General features: G+C 70.6%; 13 protein-coding genes. 9 read left to right on the top strand and 4 right to left on the bottom strand.

What is annotated here, in order from left to right; genetic code table 11:
• Positions 1-363 precede the first annotated feature (363 nt).
• The 7 genes from KDL01_RS28530 (at position 364) to KDL01_RS28500 (ending at position 9249) form a co-directional block, all read left to right on the top strand.
• Positions 364-879, top strand: a complete 516-nt coding sequence (locus KDL01_RS28530; RefSeq protein ID WP_212531725.1) for a DinB family protein — start codon at positions 364-366, stop codon at positions 877-879.
• 88 nt (positions 880-967) lie between these two features.
• Positions 968-1804: a phosphotransferase family protein gene (locus tag KDL01_RS28525; protein ID WP_212531724.1), complete on the top strand. Its 837-nt coding sequence runs from the start codon at positions 968-970 to the stop codon at positions 1802-1804.
• Positions 1805-2031: 227 nt separating this feature from the next.
• Entirely contained in the window at positions 2032-3336 is a 1305-nt protein-coding gene (locus KDL01_RS28520; protein WP_212531723.1) for a ketopantoate reductase family protein, read from the top strand.
• Positions 3337-3602: 266 nt separating this feature from the next.
• The gene (gene argS / locus KDL01_RS28515; RefSeq protein ID WP_212531722.1) at positions 3603-5444 is read left to right on the top strand and encodes an arginine--tRNA ligase; all 1842 of its coding nucleotides are present in this window, start codon (positions 3603-3605) and stop codon (positions 5442-5444) included.
• Positions 5445-5545: 101 nt separating this feature from the next.
• Entirely contained in the window at positions 5546-6337 is a 792-nt protein-coding gene (locus tag KDL01_RS28510) for a tyrosine-protein phosphatase (RefSeq protein ID WP_212531721.1), read from the top strand.
• A 179-nt stretch (positions 6338-6516) separates the two neighbouring features.
• On the top strand, positions 6517-7365 hold the full coding sequence (locus tag KDL01_RS28505) for a sulfurtransferase (RefSeq protein WP_212531720.1): 849 nt from the start codon (positions 6517-6519) through the stop codon (positions 7363-7365).
• A gap of 909 nt (positions 7366-8274) precedes the next feature.
• Positions 8275-9249 (top strand): pirin family protein, encoded by a 975-nt coding sequence (locus KDL01_RS28500; protein WP_212531719.1) that lies wholly within the window; start codon positions 8275-8277, stop codon positions 9247-9249.
• Between the two features lie 215 nt (positions 9250-9464).
• Here the strand turns inward: KDL01_RS28500 and KDL01_RS28495 are convergent, their stop codons facing one another.
• Positions 9465-12371, bottom strand: a complete 2907-nt coding sequence (locus KDL01_RS28495) for an ArnT family glycosyltransferase (protein ID WP_212531718.1) — start codon at positions 12369-12371, stop codon at positions 9465-9467.
• A gap of 222 nt (positions 12372-12593) precedes the next feature.
• Entirely contained in the window at positions 12594-13325 is a 732-nt protein-coding gene (locus tag KDL01_RS28490) for a YhjD/YihY/BrkB family envelope integrity protein (RefSeq protein WP_212531717.1), read from the bottom strand.
• Positions 13326-13782: 457 nt separating this feature from the next.
• Between KDL01_RS28490 and KDL01_RS28485 the strand changes: the two genes are divergently transcribed.
• Positions 13783-14136, top strand: coding sequence for a thioredoxin family protein (locus tag KDL01_RS28485; protein ID WP_212531716.1), 354 nt, complete (start codon positions 13783-13785; stop codon positions 14134-14136).
• A 129-nt stretch (positions 14137-14265) separates the two neighbouring features.
• Here KDL01_RS28485 and KDL01_RS28480 read toward each other — a convergent pair whose 3' ends face one another.
• Together KDL01_RS28480 and KDL01_RS28475 are read right to left on the bottom strand one after the other, a co-directional pair.
• A complete protein-coding gene (locus KDL01_RS28480) occupies positions 14266-15036 on the bottom strand; it encodes a polysaccharide deacetylase family protein (protein WP_307846641.1) in 771 nt (256 codons plus the stop codon).
• Positions 15033-16301: an MGDG synthase family glycosyltransferase gene (locus KDL01_RS28475; RefSeq protein ID WP_212531715.1), complete on the bottom strand. Its 1269-nt coding sequence runs from the start codon at positions 16299-16301 to the stop codon at positions 15033-15035. Before KDL01_RS28475 ends, KDL01_RS28480 begins: the two co-directional genes overlap by 4 nt.
• Before the next feature lie 275 nt (positions 16302-16576).
• Here KDL01_RS28475 and KDL01_RS28470 point away from each other — a divergent pair, with 275 nt between their 5' ends.
• On the top strand, positions 16577-17371 hold the full coding sequence (locus KDL01_RS28470) for an alpha/beta fold hydrolase (RefSeq protein WP_212531714.1): 795 nt from the start codon (positions 16577-16579) through the stop codon (positions 17369-17371).
• Positions 17372-17408: the final 37 nt, after the last annotated feature.

The following is a 17408-nucleotide window of genomic DNA, read 5'->3' as shown; positions in this document are numbered from 1 at the left end:
CTGGTGCCCCGCGGCTCCGGCGAGACCCCTCCGCCCTGACCCGACTCTCCGGCGGAACCGGTCCCCAGCGGGTGCGGTCCCCGGTGCGCCCGGTCCCTGTCCCGCTACGGAGTGGTCCAAGACCGAAGTTCGGTCCTAGGTCGGAGCCGTCCCAGGCGAGGTGGGCCTAGGCCGAGGTGCTCCCAGACCAGAGTCGGAGTGGTCCGAGACCAGAGTGTGGTCCTAGATCGGCCGAGACTGACAGAATCTTGATCGAGTGGTAGGTCCGGATCAGCGTCCCGATGTGCGCCCCGTCGCCCAGTCGCCCCGTCTCTGCCTCGCCCTGCCTCGACCGGACACTTGCACACAGGAAACTGGACTGAGATGACCTTCACCTCGCCCCTCAAGCCGTCTCCCGAACCTCGCACCGTCGCACCTGAGCGACTCGCGCTGGCCGAGTGGCTGGACTTCCACCGCGCCGAGCTGCTCGCGAAGGTCGACGGTCTGGACGACGAGCAGGCCGACCGCCGCGTCGTGCCCTCACTCAACACGCTGCACGGCCTCGTGCGCCACCTCGCGAAGGTCGAACACGTCTGGTTCGTCACGGTCCTGCTGGGCAGCGACGAACCCGCGCCCTTCGGCTTCCCGGACCGCCGCGACGGCGACTTCCTGCTGGATGACGGAGCGACGCTGGAGCAGGACGTCACCCGGTTCCTCGCCGCCTGCGAGCGCAGCCGCGCGATCTACGAGCAGCTCGACCTCGACGACGTCGGCGTACACCGCAGGATCGGAGAGGTCGACGTGCGCTGGGTCATGCTGCACATGCTCGAGGAGTACGCGCAGCACAACGGCCACGCCGACATCCTGCGTGAGCTGATCGACGGCACGACGCAGAGCTGACGGCCACGCTGACGCTCTGCGTGCGCTGATCGACGTGGCGACGCAGAGCTGACGACGACTCCAAGTCCGACGAAACGGAGCACACGTCTTGGCCACGCACGCGACGACACACGAGCTCACGTTCGACGGCGACCGCGTGGTCAAGCGCTTCGTCGACTGGGAGCGCGGAGAGCACCTGCGCGAATGGCGTGGCCTCTCGCTGCTCGCGCGCTACGCGCCCGGGCTGGCGCCGGAGCCGATCGAGGCGCGGTTCGCCGAGGATCCGCCGACGATCGTGATGTCGAGGCTGCCCGGCGAACCGCTCGGCGCCGCGCCGCTGACGGATACACAGGTCCGCGCCCTTGCCGACGCACTGACTCGGATGCACGCGAGCGTCCCGGAGAGCGAACTCGCTGATGCAAAGCCGAACTTCGATCCCGAGCGCACGCAGGCGGCGTTGTCGCGCATGGTGGAAGAGGCGATACGCAAGGGCGGTGTCGGAGCAGAGACCGAACCTATAGTGGCGAAGGCCTACCAGGTCGCGACGGCGTTCGCGGCCTCACCGTGGGCGCAGCAGGCGGAGCGCCCCTTCGGCGGGCCGGTGCCGACCGTGTTCGGGCAGGTCGACGGCAATCTGGCCAACTTCCTCTGGGACGGCAAGAAGATCTACGTCGGCGATTTCGAGGATTCCGGCCGAAGCGACCCGATGTTCGAGCTCGCCACCCTCGTCGAACACATCTCCGTCGTCCATGCGGCGGCCCTCGACGCCGAGCGGCTGTTCGCCCACCTCAGCATGACTTCCGCGGAATGCGAGCGTCTGCGCGTGTTCCGGCGCGCCTTCGCCGTGTACTGGCTGCTGAGGCTGCTCCCGAGCGGCCCCTCGCACCGGCGCAACCCGCCCGGCACCCTCGAAGCGCAAGCCGCTCACCTGCTCGCATTGGAGTAGGCCGTAGGCCGCTCACTTGCTCGCACTGGAGTAAGCCGTATGCCGTAAGCCGCTCACTTGCTCGCACCGGAGTAGGCCGTAAGCCGCTCACCTGCTCGCACGAGTAAGCCGCAAGCCGCCCGACTGTCGGTGTCTGCTGGCCGCAGCGGATCGCGAACATGCGGCGCCACCAGCCGAATCGGCACACTTACCCCGGAACGCACGCGTGCGCCGCGTATGCTGGCGGGATGCAGGAAGCTGACATCGCCACTGCCGCCGCCGCTGTTGCCACGCCCGCTGCCACGCCCGCTGTCGTTCCCGCCGTCGCTGTCGATCCGGGCGCTGTCTCTGCGGCCGTCGTCCCCGCCGGCACCCCCGCTCCCGCGCCCGACACCGCTGCTCCCGCAGCCGCCGTCACTTCCGCGGTCGTCGCTGCTGCTCCCATCGGTGGCCCGGCCGCTGCGGCTGTCGCTGCTGTTCGCGCTGCCGCCTCCAGCCCTGCGATTGTCGCTGCTGCTCCCGCCGCCGTCGCCCCGACCGGTGCCGACGCCGGCGCCATCTCCGCGGCTGCCGTTCCCACGGCCGTCACCCTCGCCGCCCCCAGGACCTCCGTGGAGGCCATCAACAACCAGGAGCCTCGAAATCCCCTGCGCATCGCCGTGCTCGGTCCGGGCGGCGTGGGCGGGTTGCTCGCCGCCCCGCTCTCGCACAGTGGCCACGACGTGGTCTGCATCGCGGGGGAGTCCACCGCGGACATCCTGCGTGAGAAGGGAATCCGCGTCAGCAGCACGCGGTTCGGGGAACTCGCCGTCGCAGTGCGAGCCGAAACCCGGCTTCGGGAGCCGGTGGACCTGTGCCTGATCACGGTGAAGCACACCACGCTGCCCGACGCGCTCGACCGCATCGACCCCGCCGCGCTTCGAGACGCCCTGATCGTCCCGTTCCTCAACGGGTGCGAACACCCCGCCTTCCTGCGCAACCGATACGGGGCGCACCTCGTCGCCCCGGCGACGATTCGCGTCGAGTCCACCCGCCTGGCCCCGGGCGTGATCGAGCACTCCAGTGCCTTCGCCGATATCGAACTCGCGAGCGACACGGCTTCGCAGAGCCGGCTTGCCGAGACCGCGCTGGTATTCGCGGACGCCGGATTCGCCGTCCGGGTCCGTGACGACGAAACCTCGATGCTGTGGGCGAAACTCAGCCTGATCACCCCGCTGTCCCTGATGACCACCCGATACGGGATGACCGTCGGCCAACTGCGCTCCGAGCATTCGGACGAGCTGTACGCGGTGGCCGAGGAAGTCGTGAGCGTGGCCCGCGCGAACGGCGCCCAGGTCGATCTGGTCGATGTGGTGCGGCTCCACCGCGCCTTCCCGGAGACGACCAAATCGTCCATGCAGCGTGACGCCGAGGCAGGCCGCTCCATCGAACTCGACGCGATCGGCGGCGCGGTACTGCGCGCGGCTGCGCTGCGGGATGTGCCGGTGCCGACCTTGACGCGCATCGTCGCCAACCTGGCTGTGCGCGGTGACAAGAGCGGCGAAAGCGCCTGATCGCGTAGCAGTTGGCCGCGTTGTAGTCCTGCGGCGCGTCGGGCGGCGCCGCGACGGCTCTCTCATGAAGCTGCTCGACAACGACCTCATGAAGCTCCTCGATAACGACGCGGCTCCCTGGATGAGGTGCGCTATAGCGACGGATCCGCGGATATGGCGGAGCGATAACCAGATGTGGACGTCGCCTCCCTGCGTCTAACCTGGCTCGAAGCGGGCCGCGACGGACGGCTCCGCGGTCACGTCCAGGTGCGAGGAGGTCCCCGGCGATGCCGGAGTTCATCAGTGTGAAGGCCCAGGTAGGTGCGAAGACGGCCGAGGCCGTGCGGCGCGCGCTGCCCCGAGACCTCGACGCTGTGGACCCCGTCGTGCGCCGCTCCGAGCGGGCCGACTTCCAGGCCGCCGTCGCGCTCGACCTGGCCAAGCGGACGGGCCGCAATCCCCGGGAACTGGCCGGGGTGATCAAGGCCGAACTCGACGGGCTTGAGTTCGAAGGCCGGTCGGACGGACCGTACGGCGACCTCCTCGCCTCGACCGAGGTCTCAGGGCCCGGATTCCTCAATCTGAACGTCGCCGACCCGGCCCTGTGGTCCGTGGTCGCGGCGCGGCTCGCGGATGACCGGCTCGGCGTCGGCGTGCGGCACGCCGGTGCGCGGATTCTCGTGGATTACTCGGGGCCGAACATCGCCAAGGAGCTGCATGTCGGGCATCTGCGCAGCACCTCGATCGGCGACGCCCTGGCCCGGGTCCTCACCCACGCGGGCGCGGACGTCATCAGGGTCAATCATCTGGGGGACTGGGGAACCCAGTTCGGCCGACTGATCCAGTACCTCGTGGAGCATCCCGAATTCTTCGGGGGTACGAGTGCCGATGCCACCGGCGATCCGTCGACGCCCGCGCTCGACGGGGTGAGTCTCGAGGAGCTCGACGTGCTCTACAAGGCGGCCACGTCCGCGTTCGAGACTGATCCGGCGTTCGCCGAACGGGCCAGGAACCGGGTTGTCGCGCTGCAGGCCGGGGATCCGGTCACCCGGGCGGCCTGGAAGAAGCTGGTCGAGCTTTCCACCTGTGCGTACCAGGACGTCTACGAGCGGCTCGGGGTACTGCTGACCCCGCAGGACGTGGTGCCCGAATCCTTCTACAACCCCATGCTGGACGGAGTCGTCGCGGAGCTCGATCGCATGGGCCTGATCGCCGAATCCAACGGAGCGCTGTGCGTCTTCCTCGAGGAGTTCAAGGACGCCAAGGGCGAGCCGTTCCCGCTGATCGTACGGAAGTCCGACGGCGGCTACGGCTACGCGGCCACCGACCTCGCCGCGCTCCGGTACCGGATCAAGGAACTGAAGGCCCAGCGGATCCTGTACGTCATCGATACCCGGCAGGCGCTGCACCTGAAGATGGTGTTCGCCACGGCTCGGCGGGCCGGCTGGCTCACCGACGAGGTGACCGTGGAGCACGTCGCCTTCGGCACCATGCTCGGCCCGGGCGGCAGGCCCTTCCGGTCCCGGTCCGGCGACACGCCACAGCTGTCCGAACTTCTGGACGACGCTGTGGCCGCTGCCGGAGCCGCGCTCGAACAGCGGGCCTCGCTACTCGAGCCGGCCGAGTTCGACGCCGTCGTGCAGGCGGCGGGTATCGGTGCGGTCAAGTACGCGGACCTGTCCAACCTCCGGATCAAGGACTATGTCTTCGACCCGGCCAGGATGGTCTCTCTCAACGGCCGCACGAGCGTCTATCTCCAATACGCTCACGCCCGGGTGAACTCCGTGCTCGGCAAGCTGTCCGCCGAGTTGAAGGGCGCTGATGCGGACCGGATGCCGACGGTCAACGTAGACGTGCCGATCGAACCGGCGGAGCGGGCGCTGATCTTCGCGCTCGACGAGTTCGGCGGGGTCATCGAGGACGTGGCCGCGACCCTCGAGCCGCACCGACTGTGCACCTATCTGTTCGAGCTCGCGAAGGCCTGGAGCGATTTCTGGGAGAACTGCCCGATCCTCAAGGCGGACTCGGACGCGCAGCGGGAGAACCGGACGGCCCTGGCCCATCTGACCGGTCGCACATTGCGGCAGGGGCTGGGTCTCCTCGGTATCCATACCCCGCGGCGGATCTGACGACGTGACAGTGGTTGTCTCAGGCTAGGCCGTATCTCGCGTCGTGCCAGGTATGGTCGGTCCCGGCAGGATTGGACCAGCAGAGCGACGGGAGCACACTCATGACGGAGGCCGGCCGGGACCTCGGCCTACAGGGCGTGCCGAACGCCCGAGACCTGGGCGGATACCGTTGCGCCGATGGACGGATGGTCCGGTTCGGTACGCTCCTGCGCTCCGAGGCACTGATTCACGCCACCGAGCCGGACCTCGACGTGCTGCGCGGACTCGGCGTCGCCATGGTGATCGACCTGCGTGGCGAGGCCGAGGCCGCCCGGCTCGGTTCCGGCCCGTGGACCGGCCCTCGGACTCACCTGCCCGCAACGGACGTCACGCAGACCGTGCTCGTCGAGATGATGGGCGCCGGCCCGGACACCGAGCCCCTCGACGAGGATGCGCTGACCAAGATCATGGTCGAGATGTATCGGCAGTTCGTGGTCGACGAATCCAGCCGCAGCGCGTTCTCCGGCGCGCTCAACCTGATCGCCGACACGGCCGGGCGCGGCGAATCGGTACTCTTCCACTGCACCGCCGGCAAGGACCGGACCGGCTGGCTCGCCGCGCTCGTCCTGTCGGGTCTCGGCGTCGACCGCGCCGACGTCTACGCCGACTACCTGCTCACCAACGAGCGGTCGAGTACCGGCCGCGGGGCTGAGGGGCGCGCCAAACTCATCGCGATGCTGCGCCTCATGCTCGGCGAGAGCCAGCCCCTGATGCCGCTGATCGAAGTGCGCCCGATCTACCTCGACGCGGCGTTCGCGGAGGCCGAGGAGCGGTACGGGTCGGTCGAGGAGTTCCTCATGAGCGGCCTCGGCTGCGATCTCGAGCGCCTCCGTGAGGCTGTGCTGGTGCCCTGAGCGCGCCTCGCGGCCGGCGCTGCGGAGACACGCGGTCGCGCGGTCTCGTCGATCACCTCCGGATTCGGCTCTCGGCTAAGCTCGCGCCTGCCGAGGTAGCGCGCACGCGTCACGCGTTCTGCGGTCACGCACGCCTCCACGGCAGAACAGTGACCTCTGGGCGAGTGCGGGAGCTACCGATGGCCGAGATTCTGATCAGCGTTGCAGATCTACACGCGCAACTGGAAAGCGAGCATCGCCCGGTCGTGCTCGACGTGCGCTGGGTGCTCGGCGACCCGCACGGATACGAGCACTTCCTCGCCCGCCGGGTACCCGGCTCGGTCTACGTCTCCCTCAACGACGACCTCGCCGCGCCGGCCACTCCCGCAGACGGGCGCCACCCGCTGCCCGACCCGGCCGACCTGCAGGCTGCCGCGCGCCGCTGGGGCCTGAACAACGGCGACTCGGTCGTCGTCCTCGACGACAACGGCGGCCTCGCCGCCGCCCGGGCCTGGTGGCTGCTGCGTTGGGCCGGGCTGAGCGACGTCCGGCTGCTCGACGGTGGCCTGCGCGCCTGGACCGACGCCGGGCACGCTCTCGAAGGCCTCGACACCGAGCCCGCCCAGCCGGCTCCCGGCGACGTCGAGCTCTCGGCCGGGCACCTCCCGGTGCTCAGCATCGACGAGACGGCCGAGTTCCCCGCGCACGGCGTGCTCCTCGACGCCCGGGCAGGAGAGCGCTATCGCGGTGAGACGGAGCCGGTCGACCCCCGCGCGGGCCACATCCCCGGCGCCGTCAGCGCACCGACCACGGAGAACCTGACCAACACGGGCGCCTTTAAGTCCCCGGCTGAGTTGCGCGCCCGCTTCGCCGAGCTCGGCGTGAACCCTGAGAAGTCGGACGAGGTGGCCGTCTACTGCGGCTCCGGTGTGACCGCCGCCCACCAGATCGCGGCGCTCGCCGTCGCCGGTATCGATGCCGTGCTGTATCCGGGCTCCTGGTCGCAGTGGTCCAACGACCCGACCAGGCCGGTGGCAACGGGCGCCTGACGGGCCCAAGCGGTGGCGAGTTGCGGCGGCGGGGCAATCGGCGGCGGGGGACGTGGCGGTAGTCCTCGGCCCGACTAGGCCAGTGGCGATGGGCGCGTGCCAGGCCCAAGCGGCGGCACGCGCCGGTAGTAGCAGGCGGCGGTGGGGCACGTGGCGGTGGTCCTCGGCCCCACTAGGCCGGTGGCGATGGGCGCGTGCCAGGTTCAAGCGGCGGCACGCGCAGCGCAGATAGTGGTACGCGCAGGTGGTGGCAAGCGGCGGCGGGGCGAGGGGCGGTAACCCTGGCCGCCGTTGTGTCGGGCTGCCGGTGCGGAGGCGCGCGAACCCGATCGGCGTTGGACCTGGTCGTACGTACCCGGGTCGCGTCGGACCGGCTCGTATGTGCCCACGCGGCGTTAGGCCTCGGGAGTAGGTACGTACCCGAGCGTCGGACTAGTTCGCACGTGCTGGAGCGGGGGAGTCGTGACCGCGTGAACCTGGGCGGTGGCGGGCCTGGTCGAACTGCCCGAGCGGCGGTGGTCTTGGCCGTACGAATATGGGGGCGGTGGTCATAGCCGCGACGTGAACCTGTGCGGTGGCGGGCTCAGTCGTGCGGCGACTCGGGCGGTGGCGGGCTTGGCGGTAAGTGCTGCGGCGGCAGCGCATCGGGCTGCTGTCGTGTCGGGCTGCTGGTGGCAAGTCGGACCGACCGGGACCCCGGCTGTGGGGGCCGTGCTGGAGGGACACGCAAGGCCTGCCCAAGGACCAACTGTGACCGGCCTGGTGGGCCGGGGTTTCGAGGTGTGGCGGTCGCGATCGGCGGCCGCTGCACGGGTGTCGCGGCTGGCGGAATGCGGCGGGATGGTTTAATGTTCAACTAACTGAGCGCCCGCGCACCGCGAGCGCGTCAGCCGATCCGAGGAGGCCGAGATGCCCGCCGTAACCACCGACAATCTGTTGGAGCTTCCGCGCGTCCCCGTGCCCGACCCGCAGGCGTCCACGCCGCGCCGGGTGCGAGCCGTGACCAGCGCGCCGCAGGGTTTCGAGGGGGAGGGTTTCCCGGTCTACCGCGCCTTCGCGGGAGTCTCCAAGCAGGCCCTCGACCCCTTTATCCACATGGACCAGATGGGTGAGGTCGATTACGCCGCCGGCGAGCCGAAGGGCACGCCGTGGCACCCCCACCGGGGCTTCGAGACCGTGACCTACCTGATCGACGGTACGTTCGTCCACCAGGACTCGCACGGCGGCGGTGGCGTGATCACCGACGGCGACACCCAGTGGATGACCGCGGGTAGCGGACTGCTGCACATCGAGACGCCGCCGGAGTCGCTGGTCATGTCCGGTGGCCTGTTCCACGGCATCCAGCTCTGGGTGAACCTGCCCGCGGCCAACAAGTGGAACCCGCCGCACTACCAGAGCATCGAGGGACCGCAGGCGACCCTGCTCACCACCCCCGACGGCGGCGCCCTGATCCGGGTGATCGCCGGCGAGGTCGGCGAGTACCGCGGCCCGGGCTCCACCTTCACGCCGATCACCATGATCCACGCCACGCTCAGCCCCGGCGCCCAGGTGACGCTGCCGTGGAACCCCCGGTTCAACGCGCTCGCCTACGTCCTGTCCGGTCGCGGCACGGTCGGCACCGACCAGCGGCCCCTCGACGCGCACCAGCTCGCCGTCTTCGGCGACGGCGACAGCCTGACCCTTGCCGCCACCGAGCGTCCGGACAACCGCACGCCGAACCTGGACGTGCTCCTGCTCGGCGGCCAGCCGATCCGCGAGCCCGTCTTCACCTACGGCCCCTTCGTCATGAACACGAAGGAAGAGGTCGTCCAGGCTTTCGAGGACTACCAGAAGGGCAAGCTCGGCGTGATCCCGGCCAACCCGGTGCCGCACCTCGGGGCCTGATCCGCTCGGTTTCGGCCCTGGGACGAGCGCTGGGGCACGTCCCAGAGCCGAGTTGAGGTGCCAGGTCCGTCGCTGTGAGTTGGGGCAAACGCCGACTCGCCGCGACGGACCTGGCATTTCTTCAGGAGAGAGCCGCGCTCAGCCGGCTCCCTCGTGCCCTTCTTCTCGTACTCTTCCTTCTCGCACTGTGCAGATGTCAATCAGCGCGCTGTGTCTCAACCACAGCGGTACAGGGGGGCGGTCTCCTGCTGGACCGCTCCGTATGCGGACGTCGGCACCAGGTGGCACGACTTCTTGACGAGGGTCGCGACGCGGGCCAGATCCGACTCGCCGCCGGCCGTGGACGAGGCGGACGAGGACGCCGAACGCGCTTCGGGCGTTCGAGGTTTCTCGCGCAGCCCCGACGTCGCAGGCGAGGCCGCCGCGGAAGTACCGCGGAAGCGCATGCCCTGACCCGTGAGCAGCACGTAGTGGATCTCACCGGTCTTGATCATCGACTCGAACTGCTGCGGCTGCGGGAAGCTCGCGTTGCCCGAGAAGCCGCCCATCGGCAGGATCGCCGCCTCGTCCATCAGGATGTACGGCGAGGCCGCTCCCCATGACTCGGTCGCCACGAGGTACCTGGCGCCGTCGCGATGGTCCGCGAGATACGCCAGGAGGCGCGACTGAGCGGCGTCCAGTGTGGTCGGGGGGTTGAACGGATTGAACCCCTGGTGAGTCGTACGGGTGGCCTGGCGCGGTTGCTTGGCCGTCCTGAGCCCGAAGTGCATGCCGCCCTCGTATCCGCCGGCGTTGGCGTTGCCCGAACTTCCGGCATACGCGGGGTCGAACACCGACACCGACCACGCGGCCGGCACGGCCAGCATCAACCCGCAGCACAGTCCTGCCGACCAGCGCGTCATCCCGCTGCGACGCCCGGTGGCCCGGCCCACGACCACGGCGAGCGCGACCACGGTGACCGCCGCCGCCGAGAGCGGCAACGCGACACCCGGAAGGAAGCGCGGGAACGCGGCACTGAGATGCACCGCCCACGCGAGGGTCACGGCCGTGAGCGCCGGGAGTGCGAGGCGTTCCCTCGTCGACCGCGGTGCCCGGTACATCGCCACCGTACGTACGAGCGCGAAGGCGGAGAGCGCGGCGAGCGGCGGGGCTAGCGCGACCACGTACGTGGAGTGCGGAACGCTGCCCGCGGACAGGGCGAGCCCCGTCAGCAACAGCCAGCCGGTCCACATCAGCGTGCCGGCCCGGGCCACATCCGTGCGGCCGCGGCGGCGTCGCCACAGGCCGAACGCGATCCCCGCGAGCGCGACCGGGTAGAGCCACCCGACCTGCGAGGCGAGGTCGTGTTGCAGCAGCTTGAGCCACCCGGAGGAGGACGAGCCGCCGCCGAACCGGGCGCCCTGCGTGGCCGCCACGCTCCCGGTGCCCGCCGCGGACACCCCGACCGAGCCGAACCGGGCCAGACCGTTGTAGCCGAAGACCATCGCGGCCGCGCTGTTGTTCGTCGATCCGTCGACGTAGGGCCGGTCGGCCGCCGGAGTCAGGGTCGCGATGATGACCCAGGACAGGGACACGCCCAGACAGACGGCACCGGCCACCAGCGTGTGCCGCAGCCGTACCAGGAATCGGGGCGGAGCCGCGATGAGGTAGACGAGCGCGAACGCCGGAAGCACGGCCCAGGACTGGAGCATCTTCGCCTGGAAGGCAAGGCCGACCCAGACGCCGCTGAGCACGAGCGAACGCAGCCGCCCCGTCTCGACGGCCCGCTGCCACGCCGCCGCGGCGAGCACGAGCAGGCAGGTCAGCGCGGCATCCTCGAGCACCTTCCCGAACAGCGAGGCGACCACCGGCGTCAGCGCGAAGATCCCGGCCGCGGTGACACCGGCCGCCGGGCCGACCCAACGGCGCACCGCGGAGTGCAGGGCCACCACGGCGACCACACCCTCAACCGCCTGGGGCAGTGCCAGCGACCACGCATGGAAGCCGAACACCATCGCGCTCAGGGCCTGGGGCCACAGGAAGCCGGGGATCTTGTCGATCGTGATCGAGGCGTTGGGGTCCAGCGCGCCGAACACGAAGGCGCGCCAACCCGTCGTCATGGACCTGACGGCGACCGCGTAGAAGCCGTGGTACGAGGCGTGCGCCGCCTCCCAGCCGTACATCAGCGCGGCGAATGCGACGATACCCGCCAGCGCCCGCCGCTCCCACAGGGGGAACGCGCGCCACCATGTTCGAACTCTGAGTGGCCCGGCGCCGAATCGCGAGGACGACGAGTCGCCGGATGAGGGGAGCGCGCGCTCGCCGGCTGACGCGGGCCGACTCGGGGAAGCGAGCGGCGCGGCGTATGCATGGCTGGACGCGGTCGGAGGGGCGGTCGGCGAGAGTGAGTCAGGGGTCGAGGTCGAGGTCGAAGCCGAGGCCGAGGTCGAGGTCGAGGTCGAGGCCGAGGTCGAGGTCGAGGTCGAGGTCGGGGACGAAGCCGACGCCGACGCCGGGGACGAAGACGAGGTCGGGTTCGGGATGACGGGGACGGAGTCCGGAGTGGCGGTCGATTCAGCCGCAGCGGCAACGTGGGCTGCCGCAGCGGCCGCGGCCGCGGGACGGGGTGCGGCGGCGGAATCGGATGTCGCCGTGGACTCGGAGGTGGGGTGCGGGAGCCCGAAGGTCCCCGCGCCTCCGGACTCCGGCTCGGGTGCCTCACCGCGATGCGGCGGGGGGAGCAGGTCGGTGTCCAGTTCGCTGAGGTGGGAGGACACGTCCGCGGAGCCGGGCCGAGCCGGAGCACTGCCCAGCGCCGGAGCATCGGCCGAGGCGAGAACGCCGGCCGGCGCGACGGCTTCGGGTGCTGCGACTTCGGACGAGATGGATTCGTGGTGTGTGAGGGGCGCATCGTCTGGCGACCCGCCACCACGCGTGGACGGCGCGCCGTCCTCGGCCATGGAGGCGACCGCATGCACGGCTGTCTCCGCGGCGCTCTGCGCACCCTGATCCGTGAGCCGCTGCGCGGCCTGTGTCGATGTGAGTTCTGCCGTCGTGAATCCCGTGGCCGCCTCGTCGGCGGCCGAGCCACCTGAGGTGGTGGCTTGTGGCTCTTGCGCGCCGCCCGCTGTGGACTGCGACATCCCCCGCTCCCTTCACCCGTCGCGATCTTATCAACGCAAAGAGTAACCAATCACAGTGAGGGAGTATCAGCTCTACTGATCGTCGATTCGGGTGAAAAGTCGTCAGTTTCGCCGTCGAAGTCCGCAGTCCCTCACCGGGGCCTGAGATCCATCGTCAGCGCGGCTGCAAGACTATGCAAGCTCCAGCGGGAAGTTCCACCGCCTGGAGTATTGATCTGATCGTCAGGCCGCAGTGTGTTCCATCAGCAGACGGCCCATCAGGCCGCCGCCGAACACGACGAAGCCGATGCCGATCAGCCAGGACGTGAGCACGACCACGGTACCGATCGCGCCGTACGCGGCGGCGCTCGAGACCACCAGGGGAGAGAAGACGATCGCGGAGAACAGGCGCAGACCCACCAGTCCGGCGGCGGTCAACATCGCGCCGGGCAGCAAAAGCATCCAGCTCACCCGGCCGGCCAACAGGAATCTGGCGGTCCACCAGAAGAACACCGTGGAGCCCACCGTCGCCACCGCCGTCTGGATCAACGTGCGCACCCAGGTGCCGTACTGCAGCAGGCTGGTGTCGGCGGCGGCCAGCAGGAAGCCGATCAGCGCGGCGAGCCAGACCACGCGGCGCCACACGCTCATCAGCCGCGCCGGCGGCAGGGCCCAGATTCGCTCGAACCCCACCTGGATGGCCGAGACGAAGGAGAGTCCGAACGCCGCGAGCCCGGCCAGGCCCAGGGCCGTGGTCGCGGACAGCGCCTGACCCGGAGGGCCGAACACCGGGATGAGTTCCTGGGCCGCGCGGTCGGACAACCCGAGCGCCGCGGCCAGCCAGGACGGGAAGGCGCGACCGCCCACCGGGTCCGCCGCCGAGACCACGAGCAGCAGGGGGATCAGGGTGACCAGACCGAGCGCGGCGAAGCCGAGCGCACGGTGCATCAACTCCAGATCGCGGCTCTCCTCCATGGCCCGACGCGCGAATCCGCGCCATCCCCGCGGCCCCGTCGGGGCCGGCTGCGGCTCGGTCGTCATACGCACCCCCCGTTGCCGTGGGACCGTCGCGGTTCGCCGGGCGGTGGGAGCGGGTGTGAGCACGGGCACTGAAACTCCTCGATGATCACCTTGGGTCGGCTCCGTGGAACCGACTGTAGCGCCTACGCGGCGGGTCCGCCGACCTCCCGCCGCCACTCGTGCCGCGGGTCCGACCAGAGCCACGCGTCCCGCGCCACCTGGAGCGCCACCACTCGCTCTGTCCGTCCCACCCATGCCGCGCCACGGTCGCGCCACCCCGCCCGCCGACGCGTACGCGCCCGTGCGCCGCGTTCTGCGCCGCCGCGCCCACCACTGCGCCCACGGCCGCACTGCGCTGGTCCGGGAGAGCCGCGTGCGATTAGGCTGGTGTGAATCGACAGGAGGATCACCGATGGCGACGCTGGAACTCACTCCCGCCAATTTCGAGGAGAACACCGACCGGGACGGCATCACCGTCGTCGACTTCTGGGCCGAGTGGTGCGGGCCGTGCAAGCAGTTCGCCCCGGTCTTCGAGCGGGTCTCGGAGAAGAACCCGGACATCCTGTTCGGGAAGGTCGACACTCAGTCCCATCCGGACCTGGCCGCGACCTTCAACGTCTCGGCGATCCCGACGCTGCTCGTCATCCGCGACCGCGTGGTCCTCTACGCCCAGGCCGGCGCGCTGCCCGAGCCGGCCTTCGAGGACCTGATCCAGCAGGCCCGCGACCTCGACATGGAGCAGGTGCGCCGGGAAGCCGGCATCTGACCCGGCGTTGATCCCGGCGCCGGCCTGGATCTGGGCCGAGGCCTGGACCTGAGATTTGAGCTGAAGCCTGGACCTGGACTGAGGCCTGAACCCAGACCGGTGCTGGGAAACCAGAACCGGGGCCTGAACCTAGGCCTGGGCGTCGACCAGACTCGCGCGGGTCGCGCCGCCCTGGGTGAGTCCGTGCTCGCCGAGCGGGCCGACACGCCAGCCCTGTTCGGCGCAGTGCGCCAGCAGCAGCGGCAGCGCGCCGAGGGTGGAGCGCCACGACGCGGGCTTCGAGGTGCAGTCGGAGTCGTGCAGCAGCACCGTTCCGCCGCCGCGCAGGTCCCTGGCCACGGTCTGGAACACCGACTCCGGTGTGGCCTTCGCGGTCCAGTCCCGGCCCCACGCGCTCCACAGCACCGGGCGCAGGCCCAGCTTGCGACACGCCGAGAAGGTCGCGGCCGTGGCCACGCCGTAGGGCGGCCGGTACCACTGCGGGGCCTGCCCGATCGCGCTGGCGACCTCGTCCCGGCCCTCCCGCAGGTCGCGGAAGGTCTGTGCGGGCGGCACCGCCACGTGCGCACGATGAGCCCAGCCGTGTAGCGCCACCTCGTGCCCGGCGTCCGCGATCTCCCTGGCCAGCCAGGGCGCCTTCTGCACCATGGTGCCGAGCAGGAAGAACGTGGCCTTCACACCGGCCTCGTCGAGGGCGGCGAGGAACAGCGGGGTCGAGGCCGGGTCGGGTCCGTCGTCGAAGGTCAGCGCCACGTGCCCCGGGTCACCGATACCGGTCAGCCGCGGCCACAGCGTCGCGCGCACGGGACCGAGGCTGGTGACGCTCGGCGCGGCGTGCGCCACCGCTCCCACCGCGGCCAGACCGGCCGTGTACTTGGCCAACGTCGCCAACCTGCTCACGCCGCACCTCTCGTCTCGGTCTCCCGGCCGACCCGGTCGGCCTCGCCCTGCGCGGAGCGCCCGAACCGGGCCACCCGCGAGCGACGCTCACGCTGCCGCGGCAGCCGGGCGTCCTTGGCCGTGGCCGCGACGCCGCTCCCGGACGCGGGAGTCGGACGCTGCGGGGCCACACCCAGGATCACGGTAACCGGGTCTGCCGCGAATTCGGGCACCGGGTCCGGCGTGGCCCGTGCGAAAGCCCGCTCCAGCGCGCCGCGCAGGTCGGCCGCGTCCTTGATCCACCTGGCCGTACCGGCTTCGTCGAGCGACTGCGCGTTGGTCTCGCCGTGGCCGGGCAGCGTCCGGTACGTCACGACCGGCAGGCCGCAGGCGCGGGCCTCGTACACCGACATGCCGCCCGCGTTCTGGACCAGCACGTCGGACGCGTGCATCAGCGTGGGCATGTCGTCGACCCAGCCGTAGACGTGCTTGATGCCCTGCTCGATCAGCCGCTGCCTGAGCTCCTCGTTGCGGCCGCACACCACCACGCACTCGGCCAGGCCGGTCGCGGCGATATCGCGCACGGTCTCATCGATCGCGCCGATGCCCCACGACCCGCCCACCAGCAACGCCAGCCGCCCGTGCGCGGGCAGGCCCATGCGCTTCCTGGCCCGCTCCCGCGAGTCCGGCCCGCGCCGCACGAACCGCGGGTCCACGGCCGGATCCACCGTCACGACCTGCGCCGCACCGAGAACTCTGGCCTGGCCCGCGGCGATGTCGTGCACCGCGGTGTGCGCGTCCACGCCCTCGGCCACCCACAGCCGGTGTACCGAATAGTCCGTCAGATACGTCACCACGGGCGCGTCGAGCCGACCGTTCGCCCGCATCCGGCCGAGCACCTGGCTGGCCAACGGATAGGTGGACACGACGACACGCGCATCGGTGCCGATCGCGTCGCTCATGCGGCGTATGGAGAGTGCGGAGATCAGCGAGACCTGCAGCGACAGTGCGCGCGAGCGGTCGAGTGCCCCGTAGAGCGCCTGGTAGGTCCACGGCGCCGCTAACAGCATATTGTGATACGAGTCGCAGATCAGTCGGCCGAGCGGCCCGGGCAGCTGGTCGAGGAAGTCGCGCCGCTCCACCTCGAGGCCCGCCCCGCGCAGCCGCCGTGCGAGTTCGTCCGCCGCCGCGTCGTGCCCCGCACCCACGCGGGCCGAGAAGACCACCGCCCGCCCCGCGCCCGGTCGCCCCGGGTGCGGCGCAGCCGCGCGTATTCGTCGCGCCACGGTTTTTCCTCCGTCGTCGTCGGTGTGGAGCCGGCGACGAGTCGGGCCGACCCGCAGACGCCAACGTAGTGGGTGGAAAAGTGCCGTGCCTAGGGTCCTGAAGGGGGAAGTTGCGGTGCGCGGGTCATTCCACAGGAGGACACGGGCCCTAGGGGAAACCACCTGACTCGGAGTGTCGACGACGCGTGGCCAAGCCTTGGAGCAGGGCGTTTGACGAGCAAAGCTAACTGCATTAGCTTTATGGCTATCGGACTTCGCCAATGAAGGGAACGCTCGTGAACACGCTGACCGCCCCGACCGCCGCCACCCGCCACCTCGAGATCACCCGCCCCGACGGCACCGTCGGACGCATCGCCTACGACGACCAGGGCACCGGCCCGGTCGTCCTGCTCGCCCCCGGCATGGGCACCGTCCGGGCCACCTTCCGCCACCTCACCCCGCTCCTGCTCGCGGCCGGCTACCGGGTCGTGACCACCGACTACCGCGGGCTCGGCGAGTCCGACACCGGCTGGGACACCTACAGTTCCGCCGCCACGGCCGACGACCTCGCCGCGCTCATCCAGCACCTCGATGCCGGCCCGGTGCTGCTCTACGGCAACTCCTACACCGCCGCCTCCAGCGTCCACCTCGCCGCCGAGCACCCCGAACTGCTGCGCGGCGTCGTGCTCGCCGGGCCGTTCGTGCGCAGCCTGCCCGCCCCCAACGTGATCGCCAAGGCCCTGGCCGCGCTGATGACCAGGCCCGCGCTCACCCGCCCCCTGTGGATGGTCTGGTTCCCGCACATGTTCCCGAAGCGCCCGGCCGACTACGCCGCCATGCGCGCCGCCGTCGACGCCGGCGGGCCGCCGTCTTCGCCCGGATGTGCGCCGGTTCCCACGACGCCGCCGAGGCGCTCCTTCCGCGGGCCAAGGCGGCCGGCGTGCCTACGCTGGTCGTCATGGGCACCGCCGACGAGGACTTCCCCGACGCCGAGGCCGAGGCCCGCTTCGCCGCCGATGCCCTCGACGCCCGCCTGGAGCTGCTCGACGGCTACGGCCACCAGCCGCACGAGGAGGCCCCCGAGCAGATAGCCGACCTCATCCTCGGTCTCGACCCGGCCGGCCCCAC

The organism is Actinospica durhamensis (genome assembly GCF_018139695.1).
In the GTDB taxonomy this organism is placed as follows: Bacteria; Actinomycetota; Actinomycetes; order Streptomycetales; family Catenulisporaceae; genus Actinospica; species Actinospica durhamensis.
This window is presented reverse-complemented; position numbering and strand designations above follow the sequence as displayed.

What these genes read in the sequence shown, in the direction of transcription:
- KDL01_RS28530 (WP_212531725.1), top strand. Translation starts at nt 364, where the DNA reads ATGACCTTCACCTCGCCCCTCAAGCCGTCTCCCGAACCTCGCACCGTC.
- KDL01_RS28520 (WP_212531723.1), top strand. Translation starts at nt 2,032, where the DNA reads ATGCAGGAAGCTGACATCGCCACTGCCGCCGCCGCTGTTGCCACGCCC.
- argS (WP_212531722.1), top strand. Translation starts at nt 3,603, where the DNA reads ATGCCGGAGTTCATCAGTGTGAAGGCCCAGGTAGGTGCGAAGACGGCC.
- KDL01_RS28510 (WP_212531721.1), top strand. Translation starts at nt 5,546, where the DNA reads ATGACGGAGGCCGGCCGGGACCTCGGCCTACAGGGCGTGCCGAACGCC.
- KDL01_RS28505 (WP_212531720.1), top strand. Translation starts at nt 6,517, where the DNA reads ATGGCCGAGATTCTGATCAGCGTTGCAGATCTACACGCGCAACTGGAA.
- KDL01_RS28500 (WP_212531719.1), top strand. Translation starts at nt 8,275, where the DNA reads ATGCCCGCCGTAACCACCGACAATCTGTTGGAGCTTCCGCGCGTCCCC.
- KDL01_RS28495 (WP_212531718.1), bottom strand. Translation starts at nt 12,371, where the DNA reads ATGTCGCAGTCCACAGCGGGCGGCGCGCAAGAGCCACAAGCCACCACC.
- KDL01_RS28490 (WP_212531717.1), bottom strand. Translation starts at nt 13,325, where the DNA reads ATGGAGGAGAGCCGCGATCTGGAGTTGATGCACCGTGCGCTCGGCTTC.
- KDL01_RS28485 (WP_212531716.1), top strand. Translation starts at nt 13,783, where the DNA reads ATGGCGACGCTGGAACTCACTCCCGCCAATTTCGAGGAGAACACCGAC.